At 38.7% G+C, this 21,998-nt stretch carries 28 protein-coding genes; 13 read left to right on the top strand and 15 right to left on the bottom strand.

Features of this window, described 5'->3' with window-relative positions:
• Positions 1–103 precede the first annotated feature (103 nt).
• Together GH754_RS16150 and GH754_RS16145 are read left to right on the top strand one after the other, a co-directional pair.
• Positions 104–316, top strand: a complete 213-nt coding sequence (locus GH754_RS16150) for a hypothetical protein (protein ID WP_228550289.1) — start codon at positions 104–106, stop codon at positions 314–316.
• Between the two features lie 21 nt (positions 317–337).
• Entirely contained in the window at positions 338–529 is a 192-nt protein-coding gene (locus GH754_RS16145) for a hypothetical protein (protein ID WP_153729702.1), read from the top strand.
• A 33-nt stretch (positions 530–562) separates the two neighbouring features.
• On the opposite strand, the gene GH754_RS16140 is transcribed toward GH754_RS16145, so the two are convergent.
• The 5 genes from GH754_RS16140 to GH754_RS16120 form a co-directional block, all read right to left on the bottom strand.
• Positions 563–1,177, bottom strand: a complete 615-nt coding sequence (locus GH754_RS16140; RefSeq protein ID WP_153729701.1) for a PH domain-containing protein — start codon at positions 1,175–1,177, stop codon at positions 563–565.
• 75 nt (positions 1,178–1,252) lie between these two features.
• Complete coding sequence (locus GH754_RS16135; RefSeq protein ID WP_153729700.1) at positions 1,253–1,567, bottom strand: DUF3892 domain-containing protein; 315 nt, start codon at positions 1,565–1,567, stop codon at positions 1,253–1,255.
• 104 nt (positions 1,568–1,671) lie between these two features.
• Positions 1,672–1,968, bottom strand: coding sequence for a HesB/YadR/YfhF family protein (locus GH754_RS16130; RefSeq protein WP_153729699.1), 297 nt, complete (start codon positions 1,966–1,968; stop codon positions 1,672–1,674).
• Positions 1,969–2,068: 100 nt separating this feature from the next.
• Positions 2,069–3,109, bottom strand: coding sequence for a tellurite resistance/C4-dicarboxylate transporter family protein (locus GH754_RS16125; RefSeq protein ID WP_153729738.1), 1,041 nt, complete (start codon positions 3,107–3,109; stop codon positions 2,069–2,071).
• 167 nt (positions 3,110–3,276) lie between these two features.
• The gene (locus GH754_RS16120; protein ID WP_153729698.1) at positions 3,277–4,458 is read right to left on the bottom strand and encodes an LL-diaminopimelate aminotransferase; all 1,182 of its coding nucleotides are present in this window, start codon (positions 4,456–4,458) and stop codon (positions 3,277–3,279) included.
• 194 nt (positions 4,459–4,652) lie between these two features.
• Between GH754_RS16120 and GH754_RS16115 the strand changes: the two genes are divergently transcribed.
• Positions 4,653–5,612, top strand: coding sequence for a DMT family transporter (locus GH754_RS16115; RefSeq protein ID WP_153729697.1), 960 nt, complete (start codon positions 4,653–4,655; stop codon positions 5,610–5,612).
• A gap of 162 nt (positions 5,613–5,774) precedes the next feature.
• Positions 5,775–6,758 (top strand): GMP reductase, encoded by a 984-nt coding sequence (guaC, locus tag GH754_RS16110; RefSeq protein WP_153729696.1) that lies wholly within the window; start codon positions 5,775–5,777, stop codon positions 6,756–6,758.
• Positions 6,759–6,812: 54 nt separating this feature from the next.
• On the opposite strand, the gene GH754_RS16105 is transcribed toward guaC, so the two are convergent.
• From GH754_RS16105 to GH754_RS16095, 3 genes are all read right to left on the bottom strand, one after another.
• Entirely contained in the window at positions 6,813–7,559 is a 747-nt protein-coding gene (locus GH754_RS16105) for a hypothetical protein (RefSeq protein WP_153729695.1), read from the bottom strand.
• Entirely contained in the window at positions 7,556–8,059 is a 504-nt protein-coding gene (locus tag GH754_RS16100) for an RNA polymerase sigma factor (RefSeq protein ID WP_153729694.1), read from the bottom strand. The genes GH754_RS16105 and GH754_RS16100 overlap by 4 nt, the downstream gene beginning before the upstream one ends.
• A gap of 442 nt (positions 8,060–8,501) precedes the next feature.
• Positions 8,502–9,119 carry a TVP38/TMEM64 family protein gene (locus GH754_RS16095; protein ID WP_153729693.1) on the bottom strand — a complete coding sequence of 206 codons (618 nt, stop codon included), beginning with the start codon at positions 9,117–9,119 and terminating at the stop codon, positions 8,502–8,504.
• Between the two features lie 157 nt (positions 9,120–9,276).
• On the opposite strand from GH754_RS16095, the gene GH754_RS16090 reads away from it, so the two are divergent.
• Both GH754_RS16090 and GH754_RS16085 read left to right on the top strand, forming a co-directional pair.
• The gene (locus tag GH754_RS16090; RefSeq protein ID WP_153729692.1) at positions 9,277–9,783 is read left to right on the top strand and encodes a MarR family winged helix-turn-helix transcriptional regulator; all 507 of its coding nucleotides are present in this window, start codon (positions 9,277–9,279) and stop codon (positions 9,781–9,783) included.
• Positions 9,784–9,869: 86 nt separating this feature from the next.
• Positions 9,870–10,337 (top strand): CBO0543 family protein, encoded by a 468-nt coding sequence (locus GH754_RS16085; protein WP_153729691.1) that lies wholly within the window; start codon positions 9,870–9,872, stop codon positions 10,335–10,337.
• On the opposite strand, the gene GH754_RS16080 is transcribed toward GH754_RS16085, so the two are convergent.
• Positions 10,312–10,827 carry a metallophosphoesterase family protein gene (locus tag GH754_RS16080; RefSeq protein WP_153729690.1) on the bottom strand — a complete coding sequence of 172 codons (516 nt, stop codon included), beginning with the start codon at positions 10,825–10,827 and terminating at the stop codon, positions 10,312–10,314. The genes GH754_RS16085 and GH754_RS16080 overlap by 26 nt on opposite strands.
• A gap of 118 nt (positions 10,828–10,945) precedes the next feature.
• Between GH754_RS16080 and GH754_RS19850 the strand changes: the two genes are divergently transcribed.
• Both GH754_RS19850 and GH754_RS19845 read left to right on the top strand, forming a co-directional pair.
• Positions 10,946–11,110: an aspartate/glutamate racemase family protein gene (locus GH754_RS19850; protein WP_153729689.1), complete on the top strand. Its 165-nt coding sequence runs from the start codon at positions 10,946–10,948 to the stop codon at positions 11,108–11,110.
• An 8-nt stretch (positions 11,111–11,118) separates the two neighbouring features.
• Positions 11,119–11,385, top strand: a complete 267-nt coding sequence (locus tag GH754_RS19845; RefSeq protein WP_153729688.1) for an aspartate/glutamate racemase family protein — start codon at positions 11,119–11,121, stop codon at positions 11,383–11,385.
• Between the two features lie 78 nt (positions 11,386–11,463).
• Here the strand turns inward: GH754_RS19845 and GH754_RS16065 are convergent, their stop codons facing one another.
• From GH754_RS16065 to GH754_RS16055, 3 genes are all read right to left on the bottom strand, one after another.
• Complete coding sequence (locus GH754_RS16065) at positions 11,464–12,516, bottom strand: alpha/beta fold hydrolase (RefSeq protein ID WP_153729687.1); 1,053 nt, start codon at positions 12,514–12,516, stop codon at positions 11,464–11,466.
• Positions 12,517–12,590: 74 nt separating this feature from the next.
• Positions 12,591–13,520, bottom strand: a complete 930-nt coding sequence (locus GH754_RS16060) for a DUF6612 family protein (RefSeq protein WP_153729686.1) — start codon at positions 13,518–13,520, stop codon at positions 12,591–12,593.
• 86 nt (positions 13,521–13,606) lie between these two features.
• Entirely contained in the window at positions 13,607–14,053 is a 447-nt protein-coding gene (locus GH754_RS16055) for a YkvA family protein (protein WP_153729685.1), read from the bottom strand.
• Between the two features lie 136 nt (positions 14,054–14,189).
• On the opposite strand from GH754_RS16055, the gene GH754_RS16050 reads away from it, so the two are divergent.
• The 5 genes from GH754_RS16050 to GH754_RS16030 all read left to right on the top strand — a co-directional run bounded on the left by GH754_RS16050 (position 14,190) and on the right by GH754_RS16030 (position 19,378).
• Entirely contained in the window at positions 14,190–14,879 is a 690-nt protein-coding gene (locus GH754_RS16050) for a response regulator transcription factor (RefSeq protein ID WP_153729684.1), read from the top strand.
• Positions 14,876–15,880, top strand: a complete 1,005-nt coding sequence (locus tag GH754_RS16045; RefSeq protein WP_153729683.1) for a sensor histidine kinase — start codon at positions 14,876–14,878, stop codon at positions 15,878–15,880. Before GH754_RS16050 ends, GH754_RS16045 begins: the two co-directional genes overlap by 4 nt.
• A 104-nt stretch (positions 15,881–15,984) precedes the next feature.
• A complete protein-coding gene (locus GH754_RS16040; protein WP_153729682.1) occupies positions 15,985–16,740 on the top strand; it encodes an ABC transporter ATP-binding protein in 756 nt (251 codons plus the stop codon).
• The gene (locus tag GH754_RS16035; protein WP_153729681.1) at positions 16,737–18,692 is read left to right on the top strand and encodes an ABC transporter permease; all 1,956 of its coding nucleotides are present in this window, start codon (positions 16,737–16,739) and stop codon (positions 18,690–18,692) included. The genes GH754_RS16040 and GH754_RS16035 overlap by 4 nt, the downstream gene beginning before the upstream one ends.
• A 125-nt stretch (positions 18,693–18,817) precedes the next feature.
• Positions 18,818–19,378 carry a CBO0543 family protein gene (locus GH754_RS16030; protein WP_153729680.1) on the top strand — a complete coding sequence of 187 codons (561 nt, stop codon included), beginning with the start codon at positions 18,818–18,820 and terminating at the stop codon, positions 19,376–19,378.
• Between the two features lie 61 nt (positions 19,379–19,439).
• Here GH754_RS16030 and GH754_RS16025 read toward each other — a convergent pair whose 3' ends face one another.
• The 3 genes from GH754_RS16025 to GH754_RS16015 form a co-directional block, all read right to left on the bottom strand.
• The gene (locus tag GH754_RS16025; RefSeq protein ID WP_153729679.1) at positions 19,440–19,862 is read right to left on the bottom strand and encodes a hypothetical protein; all 423 of its coding nucleotides are present in this window, start codon (positions 19,860–19,862) and stop codon (positions 19,440–19,442) included.
• Between the two features lie 147 nt (positions 19,863–20,009).
• A complete protein-coding gene (locus GH754_RS16020) occupies positions 20,010–20,414 on the bottom strand; it encodes an RDD family protein (RefSeq protein WP_153729678.1) in 405 nt (134 codons plus the stop codon).
• An 80-nt stretch (positions 20,415–20,494) separates the two neighbouring features.
• Positions 20,495–21,844 carry a TrkH family potassium uptake protein gene (locus GH754_RS16015; RefSeq protein WP_153729677.1) on the bottom strand — a complete coding sequence of 450 codons (1,350 nt, stop codon included), beginning with the start codon at positions 21,842–21,844 and terminating at the stop codon, positions 20,495–20,497.
• Positions 21,845–21,998: the final 154 nt, after the last annotated feature.

The raw sequence follows: 21,998 nt of genomic DNA, 5'->3' as shown, positions 1-21,998 counted from the left end.
TTTAAATTATACCTTTTTAAATGATCATTCAACCACCTCAGGCATTAATTACCTATTTCTTTTTCGGATAACTAGGAGAAATTAATGGTAGGAGGTGATATGGATGGCGAAACGAAAAAGTAATGAAATGAGAGAAGATGCCAATGCGGAATTGGGTGGAATGGGCTTGTATGGAACGACCTCAGACGAAGAGCTAGCAGGCTATAAAGCCTCAGGAGACATCGAAAATGCTGGAAACCTTGAGCATTTTAAGAAGGAGGAAGGACATCAAGGTGCGACAGCATCAGTTAAAGGTGAACATCAAAGAGGGGATTAATTATGAAAGGAGGACGGCCATATGAATACTAGAAAAAATCAAAACATGCCCGATTTTAGCTCACTAGATGATCGATTTATTCGGGACAACTCGCCAAGCCCACGAATTGTATTAAAAACCAATATAGATGTACAAAGCAATCGAGAAGCCAATCCGTATACAAGTGAAAAAGATACAAATGACCGTTTGTTTAACGAGTTTTTTAACGAATAAAAAAAGGGATGCCTTGTGCATCCCCTTCTAGCTTTAATTATTGATATACTTTTCAAACACGTCACCAAAATCCTTCTGATGATAGTCTTCCCGAACTGATTTTAGCCAGGAAAACCCATACTCGGTTAACTCTTTATATTGATTGGCAAGGTCCTTCTCATTTGTTCTAGAATGCTGTAGAACCGTAACGGCTTTGTCTAAGCTTTTACTTGCCATGTTTAAGATAATGTCATTTTCTTCTGTGATTTCCGAAATGTATACCAGAGCTTTATAGAGATCGTTTAGTTTTTCAATTTGTTTTTTATCTACATCAATACTAAAGGCTTGATTTCCTAGTGTGAATTTAATTTCAATATCAAGGTCAACACGACCCGCCGTTTCCAGTAGTACATCAGTGATTTTATATTTTGAGAAAGGGTATCGCTTTAACGTACGTTTGGATGAAACCGCATTTTCCCCATCGACGTGGATAAAGGCGATGTTGGTAAAGCAATACTCATCCGATTTGGTCTTAATCAAAAAGTAAATTTTTTCATCGTCTTCATGGCGTACATAATCATCCGCGTCTGTTTTGTCAAAATCCTGTGGGTCAATAATTCTCCCAATATCGGACAAACCTAAAGCATCGGAAGCAAACTTTTTTAACATTCTCATTCCCCCTGGTTAAATAATCACACCATCCATTTTACCATATTTTCCTGTATGTTTGAATATTCAATGAAATTAGAAGGTATCTAGTTCGTCTAGATTATTTTCCTTCACACCATCCGGCTCACTGCGGATAATATCTCGTCCGTATTTGTGGAAGACATCAATATGGGCGAGCTTCCCTTCCTTTGCCTCTTGCAGCGCTGATACATAATCAAGCTCTCGGCCAGTTTCGGTTTTGAAGGCAATCAAGTCTCCATCATCATTTTTGCGAACAGCCACAATTTTTTCCTTTCCGGTGGCATCCTCTTCTACCTCGAGACGCGCCTGTTCATCGCCTTGACTTTTATATTCATTGTAAATGTTCTCAAAATCATCCTGCTTATTCATTCCATTCACCTCCCGAACGTATGTTTAGTTTCATCAGGAGGGGATATATTTATACAAAAAAGCACCACACAAAACCTCGTCGTTTCATGTGGTGCTGAATATAATTATTTTCGCTCTTCAAAGATAAATTCGGGATCGTCACCCTTAAGCTCCACCTTCAAATCGTGGTCATCTAAAAACCATGAGTCCTCTTTGTTAAAATAAAACGTAATGCCTTCCACTTCATCCTGGATGGCGATATTTCCTTCGATGCCTTCTGATATGCCTAAAAAATAGCTCGGGAAAACGGTTGGGATTCCCCCATACAGTTTAACGAAAAATTGTACATAATCACCTTTTTCCAAATCCATTTCATCCATATACCATTTCGCTGCCTCTTGACTAACACTAAGTTGTTTCATGTCGACACCTCTTCTTTTTGTGACTAACTCTATATGTAATTATATCGAACAAGACTGTAGAATTATATGAATTCAACTTATAGTTGAAAAATCTCCATTATTAGACACTGACCTCTTTATAGCTTTTGAATAAATGATGAAGAAGACCCATAAATATAGCAACCCAGGTAAATAGTGCAATATACACCATCACCTTAGGAATCACTAGAAGAAAAGGAACTTCAAGTGCTTTAGATAATTGAAATGTACTCGTAGTATACATGGCAAGTGGGAAGGCCATTCCCCAAAATTGCGGTTCATACGTTAATGGATAGCGATGGTATAAATGTCGCCATATCATTAGTATAAACAGGAGTGGAATCCACCATGTACCTGTTACCCAAAAAAACATCGTAAAGCCCTTTATGAAGGGAGTGATTTCCATCAGCAAGCTCCAGTTTTCGGCATGCAGGATCAATGTTGAGCCAGCCAGAGTTGTAATCGCGACTGCCCCCATATTAATCCAATATGGGGGCGTTAGGGATGCGTGTTCAAGTCGCAAAAAAGTGAACCGATAAAAAATTAACGTTATGATATTCAAATACAGCATACAGCCTAAAAAGTACATACATAAAGTGAAAAATAACATGGCTACTCGACCATGATCTGTGTAATCAGACAGTAATGTACCGAGAATGGAAATGGATTGGGTTGCAACAGCGGCAATTAACCACGCACCATTTATTCCTTCATCTAAGTGTGGTTTGTTTTTACGTACCGTCACGGCAGTAAAAAACGTATACATCACAACCATCCAGAGGACAATCCCTAGCCCCCATAAGTAGTTGGCAATCGCAATGTGGTTGCCGACAATAATTAGCTGGCTTCCAAATACACAGGTTCCTGCAACTAGCGTGAAAAAGCCTGGACCCTTGGTGTGACTCGTTATGTCCGCTAATATATAAGAAGGAAATAAAAGCAGGCGAGTAATCGTTAATAACCACAAAATCAAATAAGCTAGTATATTCATGTAAAGGAGCGGCAAGGAAACCCAGGTCAAACCCAATAAATGTGAACCGATGGATAATGCCCCTGTTGCCATGACTAAGGCAAAATAACCTGGAAACAGTTCTGCTGCACCTTTTTTCAAAAAAGGAATCATATGATCACTCCAAAATGAACTAAATTCTAAGATAGCCAATCCCTCCAAGTTTATCATAATTAGGGATTTTGTGATTATTTTCATTTAAATCATCTCTGACATCCACATTCCCTCATTAAAAAAGTGCTAGGTGTTCTAAACCTAGCACTACATCATGTTATCTATCGTTATTTCTTAATAGGAGATATAACCCCACTCTCCTGCAGTTTGTTTACAGCCTTTATCAGCACATTCTCATTTTGGGTAATGGCAATCCGAACGTACCCTTCTCCTTCTGCCCCAAATGCACTCCCTGGCGTTACCACGATCCCGGCTTCGTCAATGAGGTTATAAGCAAAGTCTAATGAATTCATGTTCAGGGGTACTTTCGCGAAAATAAACATCGAGGCCTTAGGAGACTCTACCTCCCAGCCGATTTCATGTAAGCCCTGCACAAACACATCCCTACGTCTGCGATATACATTTCGAAGCTCCTCACTAAACGTGGAAGAGTTGTTTAACGCTTGAATAGCCGCATTTTGGATAGGTCTAAACACTCCATAATCAAGGTTCGATTTAAGCTGGTCCAGTGCTTGGACAACAGTCGGATTTCCGACTACATAACCAATTCGACATCCTGCCATATTAAAGCTTTTAGACAAGGAATTAAATTCAACCCCCACCTCTTTCGCACCTTCAACGGAAAGAAAGCTAATCGGCTTCTCATCCTCGAAATATAGCTCTGAATAAGCAAAATCATGTAACACAACGACCTCATTTTGTTTTGCAAACGCCACCACTTTTTCAAAAAATTCCTTCGTTGCCATCGATGGGACAGGATTTCCAGGGAAATTTAAAATCATCATTTTCGCTTTAGCCCGGATTTCCTCAGGTATAGCCTCTAAATCAGGTAAAAACTCATTTTCCTCCTTTAATGGCATCTTATAGGTGGTCGCTCCCGCTAAAGATACCCCTGCCTCATACGCTGTATAACCCGGATCTGGGACTAGAATAATATCTTCCGGGTTCGTTAAGACCATTGGCAAATGAACCAAACCATCCTGAGAGCCCATGACCATTAAAACCTCATCCTTCTCCTGTAACGGAACATCGTAATGTCGCTCATAATACTCGGCAATAGCTTGATGGAGTTCCTCTAATCCGGTTAAAGTATAGCCATATTGAGTCGGATCTTGTACCTGTTTAGCTAATGCATCCATCACAAACTGAGGTGGTGGTAAATCAGGGCTTCCAATGCTTAAATCTACAATATCATGCCCTTCCTGCATCCTTTGGTTCTTATAGTTAGAAAGCTCGCTAAAAATTAATGTTGGAAACCTATTCATCTTCTCTGACAGCGTAATATTCAAGCTCGTCACCTCTTCACAGCTAAAAGTATGTATAAAAACTTAGTACCCATTATATCAATGTTTTGAATTTTATGTTAGGTGTGAATATTCAACTTAAATTATGATTCTTTCCCACCCTTCCACCTCTCCCCATTGTTTTCGTAATGATATTCCTAATAAAACTTTTATAATTTACCTCATGAACTAATAAAATAATGTGTTACGATAAACAAAAATCTAGTGTCTTATTAGAAGGGGTCATACATTTGAATCGGCTAAAACATTCAAGCTTCATAGGAATTCTGCTTGTCACAATAGGAGCGACGTTATGGGGAGTATCTGGCACGGTGGCCCAGTATCTATTTCATACAAAGGGTATAAATACCGAGTGGCTTGTTACAGTTAGATTACTTTTTTCTGGTCTCCTTTTATTACTTTTTGGGTATTTAAAAGAGGGAAAAAGCGTTTATAGAATTTGGAGAACGAAAAAGGATGCCATAAGCCTTATTCTCTTCAGTATTCTAGGAATGCTAGCTGTTCAATACACGTATTTCGCAGCCATAGAACATGGCAATGCTGCTACAGCGACGGTTCTGCAGTATACAGCACCTGTGATGATTACTTGCTTTCTTATTGTTAGGTACCGAAAACTACCATCGGGGATTGAGATCACCGCTGTATTTGTAGCCGTTTTAGGTACATTTTCACTTGTAACCCAAGGGAATATCAACAGCTTGTCCATTTCTCCTTTAGCCCTTTTTTGGGGTCTACTTTCTGCGGTCAGTTTGGCTTTTTATACCTTGCACCCTCATAAATTATTAGCCAATTGGGGGTCTGTTATTGTAGTGGGTTGGGGAATGTTTGTCGGTGGCGTTGTATTTAGCTTCATCCATACACCGTGGGATTTTCGAGGGGAAGCTTCTTTAACGACGATTCTCGCTATTTTATTTATTATTTTATTTGGTACCCTAGTTGCTTTTGTATTTTATTTAGAAAGCTTAAAATACATCGGCGCTACCAAAGCTAGTATTCTAGCAAACTTTGAACCTTTGTCTGCCGCTTTATTGGCTGTTCTTTGGCTAAACGTACCTTTTGGGGTTATGGAGTGGATTGGGACATTTTGCATATTAGGGACAGTAGGGTTGTTGTCGATGGTGAAGAAGGAGAAGCCGTAATGCCGAGAAGGTGTTATGGCTTTTTTTACTATTCCTGTAATCCAATCCTTGAAAACCATTACAAATTCCCTTTGACAGATTCACAAAATTCATGTATATTACACTTTGGACGAACAATTTTGTTTTACATTAAAATATTATTCGTGTTTAGGGGTGCAAATCATGGAAAACGTATTTGATTATGAAGATATTCAGTTAATTCCAGCAAAATGTGTAGTAAATAGCCGATCAGAATGTGATACATCCATCACATTGGGAGGACACCAATTCAAATTACCTGTTGTACCTGCCAATATGCAAACTATTATTGATGAAAACATTGCTCTCTACTTAGCCGAACATGGTTATTTCTATATAATGCATCGTTTTGAACCAGAAACGAGAATTGATTTTGTGAAAGATATGCAAGCTCGTGGACTCATTGCCTCTATCAGTGTTGGGGTAAAAAATGAAGAATACCAATTCGTACAACAGCTAGCTGATGAACAGCTTTCACCTGAGTTCATCACAATAGATATTGCTCATGGACATTCAAATGCTGTCATTGAGATGATCCAGCATATTAAGAAACATTTACCAAATAGCTTTGTCATTGCCGGGAATGTTGGGACTCCTGAAGCTGTGCGTGAATTAGAAAACGCGGGAGCTGACGCCACCAAAGTAGGCATTGGACCAGGTAAGGTTTGTATAACAAAAATTAAAACTGGATTTGGAACAGGTGGATGGCAATTAGCCGCGCTTCGTTGGTGTGCCAAAGCTGCAAGTAAACCAATTATTGCTGACGGTGGAATTCGTACGCATGGGGATATTGCTAAGTCCATTCGTTTCGGCGCCAGCATGGTTATGATTGGGTCCTTGTTTGCTGGCCATGAAGAATCTCCTGGTGAAACCGTTGAACAAGACGGAAAGCTTTATAAAGAGTATTTCGGCTCTGCCTCTGAGTTCCAAAAAGGGGAAAAGAAAAACGTTGAAGGTAAGAAAATGTATGTAGATTACAAAGGACCTTTACAAGATACGTTAAATGAAATGCAGCAAGACCTACAATCTTCCATTTCCTATGCTGGTGGAAATAAACTTGATTCTATTCGGACGGTTGATTATGTAGTAGTGAAAAATTCCATTTTTAATGGTGATAAAGTCTATTAATGAAAGAACAAACGCAAAGCCTGTCAGATGAACAAACTTTGCGTTTGTTTTTCTCTATTCAAGGACTTCTGTTTCAATATCATCAACTTTCCAATGACCTTCCTCATAAATTAGTACATAACTCATTATTCTATGCCCTAACTGCTCATTATCCCTCTCTTGGTTAATTTTGAATTTCGTTTCACTTATTTTTTCCAAGTCATAAGGTATATCTGCCTCTAACCAAGTTGGACCATCCATGGCTACAACGAATACTTCCCCATTTTCTTCGCGATAGTATGACTCCGCATACCATTCAGCTAACTCATCAGACATTATGGTTCGAAATTCCTCTTTAATGTCTTCGATGGATTGTGCTTCAGGAATTTTCAGGTTCTCATCGCTACTAGAATACATTCGCACAAATGTTGTTTTGAACGTTTCCATGACCTCTAGTGCAGATTGTTTATCTAATTCTTCAGGTGTTTGTTCCTGTGTCTCCTGTTCATTCGGGTCTTCATTATCTATCGATGGTTTAGGATCATCACTTCCCGAATTGTCCGTTAAAGGGGCTACACCTTCATTCAATTGAATTTCATTATATAGAAAGGTACCAGCCAAAAATAATACCGCTGCACTCATCACACTAATGACCACTCCTTTAAAAGGGAATCCACCTGAAGATTGCTTGATTGGTTGATGGTTACGCCGTTTTCTAGCCTCTTCCTGAATGGCTTTCTCGATTTCCACTTTCGACTGTTCACCCATCGTTTTATTGTTCGGAAAGGTCCTTAGCTCTTCCATAAGATTTTCTTCCTTCATTTTATCCCCCCCATTTCCTTTGTTAATTTTTTGATGGCTCGGTGAAATGTTACTTTGACCTTACTGGGTGTCCAATTTAAAATGCTTGCTGTTTCTTGTACTGATAATTCGTTAATGCCGCGTAATAGGAGGACTTCGTAATAATTTTTATTTAAGGATTGCATTGCTTGAAAGACCTCTCTTTTTGTTTCACTGAACTGATAAATTTCTTCAGGAGACAGTTCATTGGTTCCTGTTTGATACTGAATCAATTTGTCCTCTTTTCTTTTCTCTCGGTTATGCTTTCGGATTTTATCAATGGCTACATTTCTCGCAATGCTGAATAGCCATGTGCGAGGCTTGGATTGATATTGAAACGACTCAATGTTCCTGAGCGCCTTTATAAATACCTCCTGTACCATGTCATCCACGTCCCCATTTCCGACATAGTAAATCAGGAAATTATAGACGTCGTCACTATATTGCCTGAACCATGAAGTTATGATTTCCTCGTTCGCCAAAACCTTCTCCTCCCAGTTGCCAGTTTCCTTTTTATGTGTCTGTATAAATAAGACGACTGATTTTTCATATAATTACACTTTTATGTAAAAATATATCTAATACATTTTTATTACCATTGCATGGGAAATTTTCGAATAATCCTTAACTATAGTATGTATATAGATGTGGTATAATTTGGATAAGGAAATTCATGAGGAGGAACCATGCCAATGTGGAATAAAAACTGGAAAGATAGACGGGAACAAAGGAAAAAGGATGGTATCTATTCCTTTTGGGACGGGGTTGTCGATATTTTACTTTGGGTACCGGAATTACTCCTACTTCCTTTTCGGCTTTGTTCTTTTTCCTACGTGGCATTGTGAAGATTTTAGGTGATTTATTTTAAGGTAACTAACGAATTCGCTCGTCAATATGCGGATTCGTTAGTTTTTTTATGAATAGCTAAATGCCTTTATACCACCAACGATAGATTGGAAGCACAACTAACAGAAATGCTATATACAACAAAATCCCAAACAAAAACGATTGAATGGAGGCAAAAATTTGGTTTCCTAAATACGCATAGACTAGCATGCCTGGGATTTGGCCAATTGCAGTTGCTAACAAATAGACGGAAAACTTCATCGCACTTAATCCTGAATAGATGTTGACGATAGGCGGTGGAATGATGGGTAGCATGCGACTAAATAAAACAGCGACAAAAGCATTTTCACTGATGATCTCATCAAACTTTTTAATCTTGTTATAACGGGTTATATATTGCTGAAATTGGTGAACAAAAAAGTAGCGGGTCAGAATAAAAAATATGATCGCCGCCCCTACTGAACCAATCCAGTTTACAGCAGCTCCGATCAAAATCCCATATTTTGCTCCCATCATCCCTGCGAACACAGAAAATGGAACAATCGGAATGACCCCGAATAATACCCCTAGAAAAAACATGATGGGTAGCTGATTAGCATCGCTACGATTTAACCAATCCATAAGAGGCTCACGATATGTAAATGCCGTGAGTACAAGGATTCCATATAAACAAAAGAGGAAAATTCCCTTTTTCATTAGAACATGACTCCTATTCATTCTTCTGCACATAGCATTTCCTATATTCATTTGGATAGTACAATTATTTCGGCTTTGTTAAGTAGTCATGCTGGTTAGGTATGGGATTTTATGGCAATAATGAAGAGAAGAAATCAGATGCGGAAGGAGAAAACCCATGAAATCATCCAGCAAGCTTTTTGCGAACAGTTATTTGGTGTATGCACTTGCACAGGGAATTCAGTTCAGTATTGAGGATGATATAAGAGATAGCTTAAAGGGCAAAAATATCTCATTTCCTAGTTTTCGACTGCTATGGATTCTTACTTTTTCATCTCATATGACTATGTCACAGCTGTCCTGTTTATCTCAAACGAATATATCCAATGTTTATCGCAAACTAACGAATCTAAAGGAACGAGGACTGGTGGACATTCAAAGTGGGAAAAATGCCCGCTCGAAGGAAATAACCATCACAAAAACTGGACGTGAGCTTGTACATGGATTCATCGACCAACAGATTCAAGATCCTAAGCTTGATATTACAAAAGTCATTGATCATATTCCTAAACATGAACTCCATATGTTCCTTAAAGTTGCTAAATTTCTTAGTGATGAATTAATTGGAAAACCATTTACCGAGTGGATTTCCTCCTCTGCTAAGGAAATACATACATTTGATTGAACAGTTATTTGCACTCGCAAATAAAAGAACTTAATTGGGACATAATACACAAGACGAATATTGGGTACTGTTTTGGAGGAATCCATATGTTACTTTTAGTAATAACCACTGTGGTTTTTGCCGTCATTGTGTTTATGATGCCAAAGCATATAACATCACTTGAAATCTATACAACATCATTGTTTGCGATCGTTCTGCAATTAATTACGGATACTTACCTAGAGTTTAAATATCGTTTATATTGGTATTTTAGTCCTGATGTTAACTTTCTGACCTTGTGGGTGATTTTCTGGATTTACCCTGCTGCGAGTACTATTTTTCTCAATTTTTATCCCAGAACAAAATCAAAGTTACATAAAATAAAATATATTCTTGGTTGGAGTATATTCGCTTTGTTCTTTGAATGGTTGGCTGTTCAAACGGGCTTTTTCATTCACAATGGTTGGAGACTATGGTATTCAGTTCCTATTTATCCTGTTCTCTTTCTTATTCTGATTTTGAATTGGACCCTCATCTGTAAATTAATGTTTAAGCTTTATCCTGATAAAATATGATTTCAGCCTTGATTTTCTCCTTGATTTCTAGGATTCCATATGAATAATAGGGAAGGGTGCGTTTATCCGTTGGTGAGCCTGGATTCATAAGCATGACTTTTTTGAAATATCTTATTAAGGGAATGTGAGAATGACCAAAAAGAATGACATCCACCTGTTTACCTTCAAACGCTTCCAAAGCCCGTTTTTCTGTCGTCTTCTTTTCACCATGTCCGTGGATGATTCCAATTTTATGTCCCTTAACTTCGATGATTTCTCGTGATGGGAATTGCTCCTTGATATCGTCCCCGTCGATATTTCCGTAAACGCCCACTACCCGCGCATATTGGGATAGCGTGTTGTAAACCTCAAGCGACTTCCAATCCCCTGTGTGAATTATGAGATCTGCTGATTCACATTCTTCAAGTAATACGGATGGAAGCCGCTTTCCTCTACCTAGTATATGGGTATCTCCTGTCACAACGATTTTCACCAATAACGTCCTTTCCATAAGTTCATTTCCTATAAAATACTTTATTGGACATGAAAGGACAAGCGTTAAGATCTATTCTTTATCGTCACCTTTGATGGAAATCAATTTTCAGTTTGTGAACTGCATCAGCTAGATATTGAACCACCTTGTCTTTGACCAGCTGCAAGAAAAGGTCTCCATTCCGATGATTAGCATTGTGGAGGAAGCGGCGAAAAAAGCTCAGCAATTGGGATTTGATCGACTAGGACTGATTGGAACTAAGTTTACGATGGAACATACTTTTTCCAAAAACCCTTTGTGAAGCGGAACATGGACATCGTGGTACCTGATGCAGTAAAGCAGCAGTACATCCATCCAAAAATTGTGGAAGAGCTTGAGAACGGAATCGTAAGTGAAGAGACAAAGAGCAGATTTTTCGAGATCATCCAAGACATGAATCATTTTAATCATATTGACGGTATCATTTTAGGCTGTACAGAGCTTCCAATGTTAATTAAAGACGGCGATATTGCCTTACCTATTTTAGATACGAAGGACATTCATGTTGAAAAGATTGTAGATTCGATGTTTTCCTGAATTATGAGTTTACCCAATCGCAATACAAAAAATAGCACCCTACCATTAAGTAAGGTGCTATCTATCTTTTTCTCTATTTTACACAGGTGTACTCAACAATTCGTTGAGATGGCGGTCAATTTGGTTAAAATAGTCCGCTCCTTCTCCCCCAAAAAGACCAAAGTGACCGCAAATGCTGTGTATAACCCTTAATTCACTATTCGGAATGAGTTTCTGCTCTGCCTCACAATCTCGTACTGGGAAGAACATATCCTCATCGATGGGCATCACAAACATTTTCGCTTTAATTCGGCCAAGAGCCTCCTCGAGATTTCCGTTCGTCATACGACTGACATCGCCACGCTGCCATTTCCACGCCATGGTAAGCAGGGCGTTCGGATCCATCGCTTGAAATAAAGGCTGTAGAAAGCCATTGATAAATTCATCAAGTGAATTCACCTCAAACAGGTCCCACTTCTTTTGCTTATAAAACTCCGTGCTTAACCCCATGACAGCCCATATGTTGGCGTGTCTCTTTAAGCCATCAGCGACCTCTTCACAGGATTGATAGTTTCCCCCATTCCAACCGGGATCAGAGGTGATTGCCTCCATCAAGGTTGAGGTGAAAATAAAGTCATGATCGGTATTTTTCGCCGTTCCAGCAATTGGCGCTGCTCGCTTCACCATGTCTGGATAGCGAACTGCCCATTCATAGGTTTGCTGCGCTCCCATGGAACCTCCGACGACGAGTGCGATTTCTTCAATTGAAAATTTCTCTGTAAGCAACTGATGCTGCGCGCGAACATCGTCACTGATTCGAACATTCGGGAAATTTGCCATATCAACTGGGGTAGGACTGTTGTGTGGTGAGCTTGAGAGGCCGTTTCCGATTTGGTTAATAATGATGATGAAATATTTTTCGGGATCGAGTGCCCTTTCTTCCCCAATGTAGGGATCATAGGCAATGTTCGTGCCGGAAAACCACGTTGGAATCAGAATCACATTATCCTTGGCATCATTTAATGCTCCATAAGTTGCATACGCCAGCTGACAGTTTGGAATCATTCCCCCATCCTCTAGCTCAAAGTCTCCAATCGAATGCATTTCATAGGTGCCATGATTTTCTTCGGTGTAATAGTCGTTTTGTATCATCTATATTTCCCACCTTTCTATATTCTATTGCTATATTTTATGCTAGATTGGACAGGATTAGAACAAGATTTCCACTAATTAACAAGCGGCTGGGCTTGCTCCTTAACCGCTTCAGGAACGACAATGTCATCAATTTCATTGAAATTACTTAGTTCAAACGTTCCTTTATAATGCTGCTCCACGTCACCGATTTCACCTGATGTTCGAGCTGAATATTCCATTTGATAATGGGTCATATAGTAGGTGTCTTTATCAATTTTGATTTCATAGACACCATCCGTAATTTCCATGTTATCGTAATGCTCTTCTAATATTCCGCCTAGAGCCGTTCCACCAGCTCCAATTACAACCTCTTTATATTCCTGACCATTTCCTGTAAATGTGAATAGGTAGTGATTCTCATTATCCTGGATTTCAAACAAGTCACTGTGATTGGCATATCCCTCCATATGGTCTTTCTCAATGCCTTTAAACTGGTCATACATATCTGCATGCTCAGAGTCCGTTGGCATGGAAAACCAGTTTTCTTCCGAGTTAATATAAATATGCTCACCTGTCATATACATCTCGAAAGCCCCTTCTTCAGTTTCGTTAGAAGTGGAAGTGGCTTGAGCGTACATCATAGCAGGATCTCCGTATACAAGCTCCATCGTAAATTTAGTGTCTGTTACGGTGTTCTGTCCATTTAAGGTACTGTCATCATAATACTCACTTGTAGCCTTGAAGCTTGTAACCTCAGCCATCGCATCGGCTGCCTTTGCTAATACATCCTGTGCATTACCTGTTGCAACAGAATCTCCTTCCCCACTCTCCTCTTCATTTTTCGTTTCCTCATTTTCTTCTTCTGAAGATTTTTCAGGGGATGAGGTCTCCTCAGTGGATTGAGTTTCCTCTGTTTTCGTCTGATCATTAGTTCTATCTTTTGTAGAGCTGCTTTCACTACAGGCCACAATCATAAACATGCTAAGCATCAGAATCAGAATCAGGGTCAGTATTTTTTTCATTCATATACCTCTTTTCCAGCATTTTCTTTGTGCTAAAAAAGCGTACCAAATCCTTATACACTGGTAAATTATACTTAAGTATAATTTTATTCCCTCTCCTGAGCCTCCTTCCACTCCAGAAACTTATCTACATCGTCCTTCACTTTCTTTAAGGCAAACCCGATTACAGCAGCATCATCGGTGAAGCCAAGGCCTACTAAGAAGTCAGGGATGGCATCTGCTGGCATCACAAAATATAGAATGGCACCGACAATAATTACAAGCGAACCATAGGGGATATTGCGATAATCCCCTTTTATATAGGATTTAACCAGCTCGAACATAGCTTTTAAGCTTGTCCATGTTTCCTGAACAAATCCTTTTTTGCCCTTCTTGAGTTCGGCCTTTTCTTCAGCTTCCTCAATTAAATTCTTTAGTTTATTTTTATCCTTTAAGTAATCCTTAGCTTTACTATTGGCTTTTTTACTTTCTGTTTTTATGTCTTTTTCGGTGAAATTAGACGTATTTTTTTGCCACTTACGTTTCCAAGGCATGATTCGACCCCTTCTTTAATGGTTGTTACTTTTATTTTCACCTATTTCACCATCGGATGCAACACATCACAATGGTCACATGTCGTGTTTTCCTATACAATATAAATAATAAGGAAACATTTGGTGGTGTGTTCGATTGTTTAAAATTTTACTCATTGAGGATGATGTCTCCCTCTTTCAAGAAATTCAGGAGCGATTGAGCCAGTGGTCCTATGAGGTTTATGGAATTAATGACTTTAGCCAGGTGCTGCAGGAGTTTAGTGAGGTGAAGCCAGACTTGGTCATTATTGATATTCAACTTCCCAAATTTGACGGCTTCCATTGGTGTCGGATGATTCGGTCTCATTCCAGTGTACCGATTATCTTTTTATCCTCACGAGATCATCCAACTGATATGGTGATGTCAATGCAGCTTGGGGCTGACGATTTTATTCAAAAGCCGTTTCATTTCGAGGTGCTCATTGCTAAGATTCAAGCCATTCTACGACGAGTATATAATTATAATACCGAAAATGTTGAGCTGAAAACGTGGTGTGGTGCCACTATTGATTATGAGCAAAACTCGGTGACCAATGATAAAGGCTCGATAGAACTAACGAAAAATGAATTTTCCATTCTAAAACAGCTGATTGACCAAAAAAATAAAATCGTCAGTCGGGATTCCCTGATTGAGGGTCTGTGGAATGATCAGCGTTTTGTCAGTGATAATACTTTAACTGTCAATGTAAACCGACTTCGAAAGCGTTTGGAGGAAATTGATCTAGGGCAATATATTGAAACAAAGGTTGGACAAGGCTACCGGGCCATTGATGAGGCTAGCCTATGATTAAGCAATATCTTATAGAAAGACGTAGCTGGATTATTCTCGTCCTGTCCCTACAGGTTCTTTCATTATCGATAGCCTATTTCGATCCATCTTTCTCCATTACATCGGCACTATACATTGTTTTTTTATCCGTAATTATTTTGGTCTTTTTTCTTATCATCCGCTATCAGAAGGAAACGAGATTTTACCAAAGCTTAAAGGACCGAGACGACAATCTGGATTTAACGACGATTCAACAGCCTGAAAGTCCATTTGAGCAGATCATCACGGAAAGCATCGAAAATCAAACCGAACAGTTGAAAAAATCTTCATCACAAAGTCAGGTCTCCTTGGAGCAGGAAAAGGATGAGCTGCTTGCTTGGATTCATGAGGTCAAAACACCGCTTACGGCGATGCAATTAATCATTGATCGAATCGAAAAGAAGGATGTAAAGGAGCAACTAACCCTTGAATGGCTACGAATTCACCTTTTACTCGACCAGCAGCTTCACCAAAAACGAATGCCATTTATTGAAAATGATCTCTATATCGAAAAAGTACAATTAGAGGATATCCTATTTGAGGAAATTCGAACCCTACAATCGTGGTGTCTGCGAAAAGGGATTGGCTTTGAAGTGAACCTAGTGGAACCTGTGGTGCTCAGTGATGCCAAATGGCTTGCCTTTATGATACGTCAGCTCTTGACGAACGCGGCGAAATATAGTGAAAACACCGATATTGTGATCAATAGCTTTAACGAAATGGAACAAATAAGATTGGAAATCAAGGATTCAGGACGGGGCATTGATTCGAGAGATCTTCCACGCATTTTTGAAAAAGGATTTACCTCCACGTCTGATCATCAAAATCAGGCGGCAACGGGAATGGGGCTATATTTAACGCAAAAGGTGGCCAAATCTCTATTCATTAAACTCGATGTTCAATCCACACTTGGACAAGGAACAACCTTTACGTTAACCTTTCCAAAGAAGAATGATTTTGTAAACATCACAAGCATGTGACAACATTGTCACATGCTTTTCTCATTTGTTCGTCGAATCGAAGGAAATCCCAAGCAGTAATACCTATAATGAAATTAACAAAGCAAGGCAAGGAGTGAAGTTCAATGACGATTTTACAAGCCAATAAAATTCATAAAACCTATGGAAACAAGTTTAATAAGCATGAAGTACTTAAGGGACTTGACCTGTCTATTGAAAGAGGAGAGTTTGTTTCCATCATGGGTCCATCAGGCTCAGGGAAAACAACCTTACTCAACGTCCTCTCCTCTATTGATCGGGTTACTAGAGGAACGATTAATATTGAAGACCATGAAATTACAGCTATGAAAGAGAAGAAGCTAGCAGAGTTTCGTAAGCATCACTTAGGGTTTATTTTTCAGGAATACAATCTACTCGACACCCTAACAGCGAAGGAAAATATTTTATTGCCACTATCCATTGCAAATGTGTCGAAAAAAGAAGCAACTATCCGGTTTGATCGCTTAGCCAAAGAGTTAGGCATTTATGAGGTTAAAGATAAATACCCGAATGAGCTCTCAGGAGGACAAAAACAACGTACCTCTGCTGTTCGAGCCTTTATCCATGAACCAAGCATCATTTTTGCCGACGAACCGACTGGGGCACTGGATTCCAAATCGGCATCTGATTTACTTGATAAATTAAGTGATTTAAATGATAAGCTCAGCGCGACCATTGTGATGGTGACCCATGATATGACAGCGGCAAGCTTTAGTAATCGGGTGATTTTTATTCAAGATGGACAAATCTACACCCAGCTTACGAAGGGAGAGCAATCCAGGCAGGACTTCTATAAGGACATCATGAAAACACAAGGAGTTTTAGGTGGTGTGCAGCAATGAGTATTCAAAAGCTAATTTTGCGTAATTTGAGGAATAACCTCAAAAACTACTATTTATATGTGTTTGCGTTGATATTCAGTGTGGCACTGTATTTTGCCTTTGTCACCCTGCAGTTTGACCCAGCGATGAATGAGGCCGAATCATCTGTCAAAGGGGCTGCATTCTTTCGTACAGCATCCATCGGTCTGATCGTGATTGTCGGTGTATTCTTACTGTATGCGAATCATATATTTATCAAGCGACGTAGTAAGGAAATTGGGTTATTTCAACTCATTGGGATGACTAGAAACCGAATCTCATGCATCCTAAGTGTCGAAAACTTTATTATGTATTTTGGTTCGACCATCATCGGAACCTTTCTAGGCTTTAGCGCATCCAAGTTTATTATGATGATTTTATATAAAGTCACCCAGGTAAATGAGACAGCCAGCTTGCATTTTTCATGGGCTGCCTTAATCCAAACATTAATTGTGTTTACCCTGATTTACGTGCTCATCATGTTTACGAACTACTTATATATTCGAAAGCAAAGCATTTTATCTCTATTCAGAGTTCAGTCATCAACTGAGAATCAGGTAAAAAAAATGTCTGTTTTCGAAATGGTCATTGGGGTTGTCGGAATCCTTTTCATCATCAGCGGCTACTATCTTTCGTCTAAACTATTTGGTGGCGACTTTACGTCTATAACGGAGATATTTCTCGCGATGGTCATTATTCTTGGGCTCGTAATTTTAGGAACCTATCTTTTCTATAAGGGATCCGTTAGCTTTATTATGAATTTGATTCGCAAGCAAAAAGGCGGATATCTTAATATTAATGAAGTATTATCCTTATCATCGCTTATGTTTCGGATGAAATCGAATGCGTTGTTATTAACGATTATTACTGCGGTTTCGGCTCTCGCCATTGGGCTGTTGTCGTTAACCTATATTACCTATTACTCAGCGGAAAAAACGGCTGAAAATTACGTATCAAGTGATTTTGCCCTTACCAATCAGGACAGTGGGAGTCAATTTAAAGCCGCTTTAGATGCGGAAAACATTGCGTATAGCGAGCGTACAGTAGATGTCATTCAAGCCGAATTGAATGTTAAAGATATTTTGGATGTGCAGCTGGAAGGGTTGAACTTTGATCCGAATAAAATGACTCTCCCCATTGTTAGTGATCAAGATGTAAAGGATGTCAATGTATCACCTGGAGAGACATATCTTGCAGGTTATGCGAACATGTTGCAGAATTTCATGCCTCTTCATGATCGTGGTGAAGTGGAGATAATCGGAAAAGAGAGTCAAATTCCCTTAAAATATCAAGGTATGTTGGATGAACCGATCATTTCCAGTTATTTTACCAATGGCGGTCTGCCTGTCGTTGTTGTGGATGAATCGGATTTTAAACAGCTTCAAGAAGATCGAAATGAAGGAATTCAAAAATCCTCTTCAATTTTTATAGGCGTCGATATCTCCAACCACGGTGATATCAAGCAGGCGAATGAAATTTTTAATGACATGGAAGAGAAGTTTATGGAAAGAAGTCCACACTTCGCATCTCAACTAAATACTAGTATGAATCAAAAGCAAAACATGGGACTGTCTATGTTTATTGTAGGCTTTTTAGGTCTGACCTTCCTGATCACATCAGGCTGTATTCTTTATTTTAAACAAATGGACCAAGGCGAGGAAGAAAAACCAAGCTATACGATTTTAAGAAAGCTCGGCTTTACACGCAAAGACCTCCTACGTGGTATTAAGACGAAGCAGCTGTTTAACTTTGGAATCCCGTTAGTCATTGGCCTTCTTCACAGCTATTTCGCCGTGAAGTCAGGCTGGTTCTTGTTCGGCACCGAGCTTTGGACACCCATGTTGATGGTGATGGGCTTATACACCGTACTGTACTCAATATTTGGGTTGTTGTCTGTGCAGTATTATAAAAAGGTGATTAAAGAGGCTTTGTAAAAAAATAGAACTTCCATATAAATGGAAGTTCTATTTTTCATGATTGTTTTTAATTCGATAAAATGTAAATAATTCCCTTATACTTTCAAACAATAACAACTAGAATGTTCAAAAGGGTGAAGAATATGGACAAAGAAGAAAAAGTAGAACAGACAGGTAATTTATTTGAAAGATTTCACCATCTCCACGAAGAGTATGGTCAGCTTTGGTTCGATGAGACATTCCTTCACTGGAATTGGTGGGGGTCTGCTATTTTAGGTGTAGGTGCCTGGATATTTTGGATTTTTTATCGAGAAAAGGAAAGCACGCATCGTCTACTTTATGCAGGTGTTTTTGTCATGCTCATTTCGCTATGTTTAGATTACATAGGCGCTGCCCTTGGTCTATGGTACTACACAGGCAAGGCAACCCCTTCCTTTCCTGCTTGGCTACCTTTCAACTTTTGTATGTTGCCCGTGTGTATTATGTTTTTAATTCAAACCAAACCCCATATTGCAGCCTGGAAAAAGGGGCTATTTTTTGGTGCTCTAACCTCGTATATAGGTGAACCCCTGTTTGTTTGGGCTGATTATTATGTTTTAACAGGATGGAAATATACCTACTCCCTACCCATCTATGCATTAATCTATTTATTTGCAGATTGGCTTACGAAAAGAAAAGCCTTTTCAGATGCCTGCTGTAAATAAGGAAGGCATTACGTTTAGGATCCTCTTTGCCGATACAAATCCATCGACTTATACCCTTCTCCTAACACCTCTTCCATTTGCTGTAACCGCTTCGCCTGAGTAGTCTCTCGCTTTGCACTATACACAAACCGAGCCCAATCCTCTGATAGCCCGGGGTTAAATCGTTATAGATACACAAAAGCTCATCATTTTTGCTTAAGTATTGTTTAATATCATCAATATGTACAATGTAGTCATCCACACGCTGACTGCTTTTGTTGCTGGTTGCTTTTTTCGTTTTCTTTAGGGCCTGCGATTTCATCCTCACAATCGTAAACACATTATTTAAGCTAACCATACGGGAAAATTTTAATTGACTACCATGAACAAACCCATCTTCATTATAATGTTTTTCACTATAAATTTCGTCCCGTTCTATATATTCGTCATATTGAGGGTTGTTCCTTTTTGGATAGGCAAAGTAAAGATAGCCGTTATCCTTCACCAGTTGCTTATCCACCATTGTATTCAGATACTTTTTGAATTCTTCTAGGGTGAAAATAAAAATAAATACGAGGTCTTATTGGTCTTTTTGGATGGTATCGTCGTATTCGATAAATTCGAAGTCACCAATGTCATTTGGTCTCTTGATTTATTCTCCGCGCTTCACATAGGTACCTGCAACATAGTCATGAATCGCCCGTTTTTCCTCACCTAACCCGACCATGAAGGCACTAATAATTAATCCAATCCCGAGTGTGATGGCATAGATAAATCCACCTAACAAAACACGTAACAGCATGGTACCAATAGTTACATTATCACCTGATACCTTGACAATACGAATGTTCATGATGCGTTTTCCAATCACGTAACCTCTCCAGAATACAGGAACTAAGATCATATAAAGCACACTTAGGAGATCTGTGACATTAGGGGCATCAAGATAAAATTCGCCATAAGTAATGAATGTGACGATCCCAAAAATGAATCCTATGATGAGTGAATCAAGTATGCTTGCCACAAATCTTAGCCAAAATCCTGCTGGTCTCTCCATTAAATCTTCCTTTCAGATGGTTTCCTTGTTAGGCTATTTTAAAGAAATTATCTAGCAGGTGCAAATATCGTCTTAGATATTTATCCCACAATCAACTGTTCTTTCGGATAATGATAACTTATTTGTTGGTTTTTACGATTGAAAATGAAAATGAACGACAATATGCCTATTCTCCCAATAAACATAAGAAGAATAATGACGACTTTTCCGATTGAACTTAACTCTGATGTGATTCCCATAGATAGACCTGTCGTACCAAATGCCGAGCTTACCTCAAACCAAATTTTCATCATAGAAAAAGGTTCTGTTTTGGAAAGTATCATGACTGCGATAAAACAAATCATCAGAGCCAGAAAGCTCACGACAACAGACTTTCGAATATCCTCCTCATGGATTTCACGTTTAAAAACTTTCACATCTTTTTGTCCTTTGGCAAAAGAAATAATCAACAAGATGATTACCGCAAAGGTGGTCGTTCTAATCCCTCCCCCGACAGAACTTGGGGAGGCACCAATAAACATTAAGAAGCACAATAGCATTAAGGTTGGATTAGAAAATTGACTAACATCCATGGTTGCTAGTCCACCATTCCTTGTTGTTGAGGATTGAAAAAATGCATAGAATAAGGATTCATGCCAACTTTTATTTGCAAAAAAATGATTAACTTCAAAGATAAATATCAGGATCGTCCCAAATACCATTAAAGAAAAAAATGTTAATGTAGTTAATTTTGTATAGAGCGTAAAGTGGTTCTGTAAACTAGTATTTTTGCTTTTAATATAATCCTTAAGTTCAATTAGTACTGGAAACCCAATGGCACCTAAAGTTAATAAGATGATATTGATCGTTTGCACAAAGTAATCTTGAGCAAATGGAATGAGTGAGTTCCCTGTAATATCAAAGCCTGCATTTGTCGTTGCACTAACAGATGCGAATAGCCCTTGCAAGTAGGCTTCCTGCCAGGACGGAAAATAGTTTAGAAAATAAGTTCCTAATATAATGGTTCCAATAAATTCGATGAATAGAATAATAACTAAAATCTGCTTCATTAAACTAACCAAACCTGCAAAATGGGTTTGGTTTTGATCTGTCCGAATCAGTTGTCGTTCCTTTAAGCCAATCTTCTTCCCAATGAGTAACCAAAAAAAGGTCCCTAGTGTCATAATTCCAATTCCGCCAAATTGCAAAATAAAGAGCAAAATAAAGATTCCAGCAGTGCTAAATGTTTCAGCTGTTGGTACAACTGTAAGTCCAGTTACACTTATAGCACTAACAGCTGTGAACACAAGGTCTATAAATGTCCACTCCACTCCTGGTTTCAAGGCTATCGGTAAACTTAACAACCCTATAGAAATAAAGACAGCTACTATATAAAATAAAACAATCATTTGAGCAGGGCGTAATCTATCTTTCTTTAAAGTGTTGAACATAATGAATTCCCCTTAAGATAACTTTAGCTAGAATTTACATTCGTTTTTTTCATAAAAAAAGACCATCACAAAATTATAGTCTTTGTGTATACTTGCCATCCCTCTATAATGATACACCATTCTATTAGTCCTAGTTAAATTGTTAAATTAAAAC

The organism is Salinibacillus xinjiangensis (genome assembly GCF_009649735.1).
In the GTDB taxonomy this organism is placed as follows: Bacteria; Bacillota; Bacilli; order Bacillales; family Alkalibacillaceae; genus Salinibacillus; species Salinibacillus xinjiangensis.
Note: the sequence above shows the minus strand (reverse complement) of the source record. Positions and strands in the feature narration are given on the sequence as shown.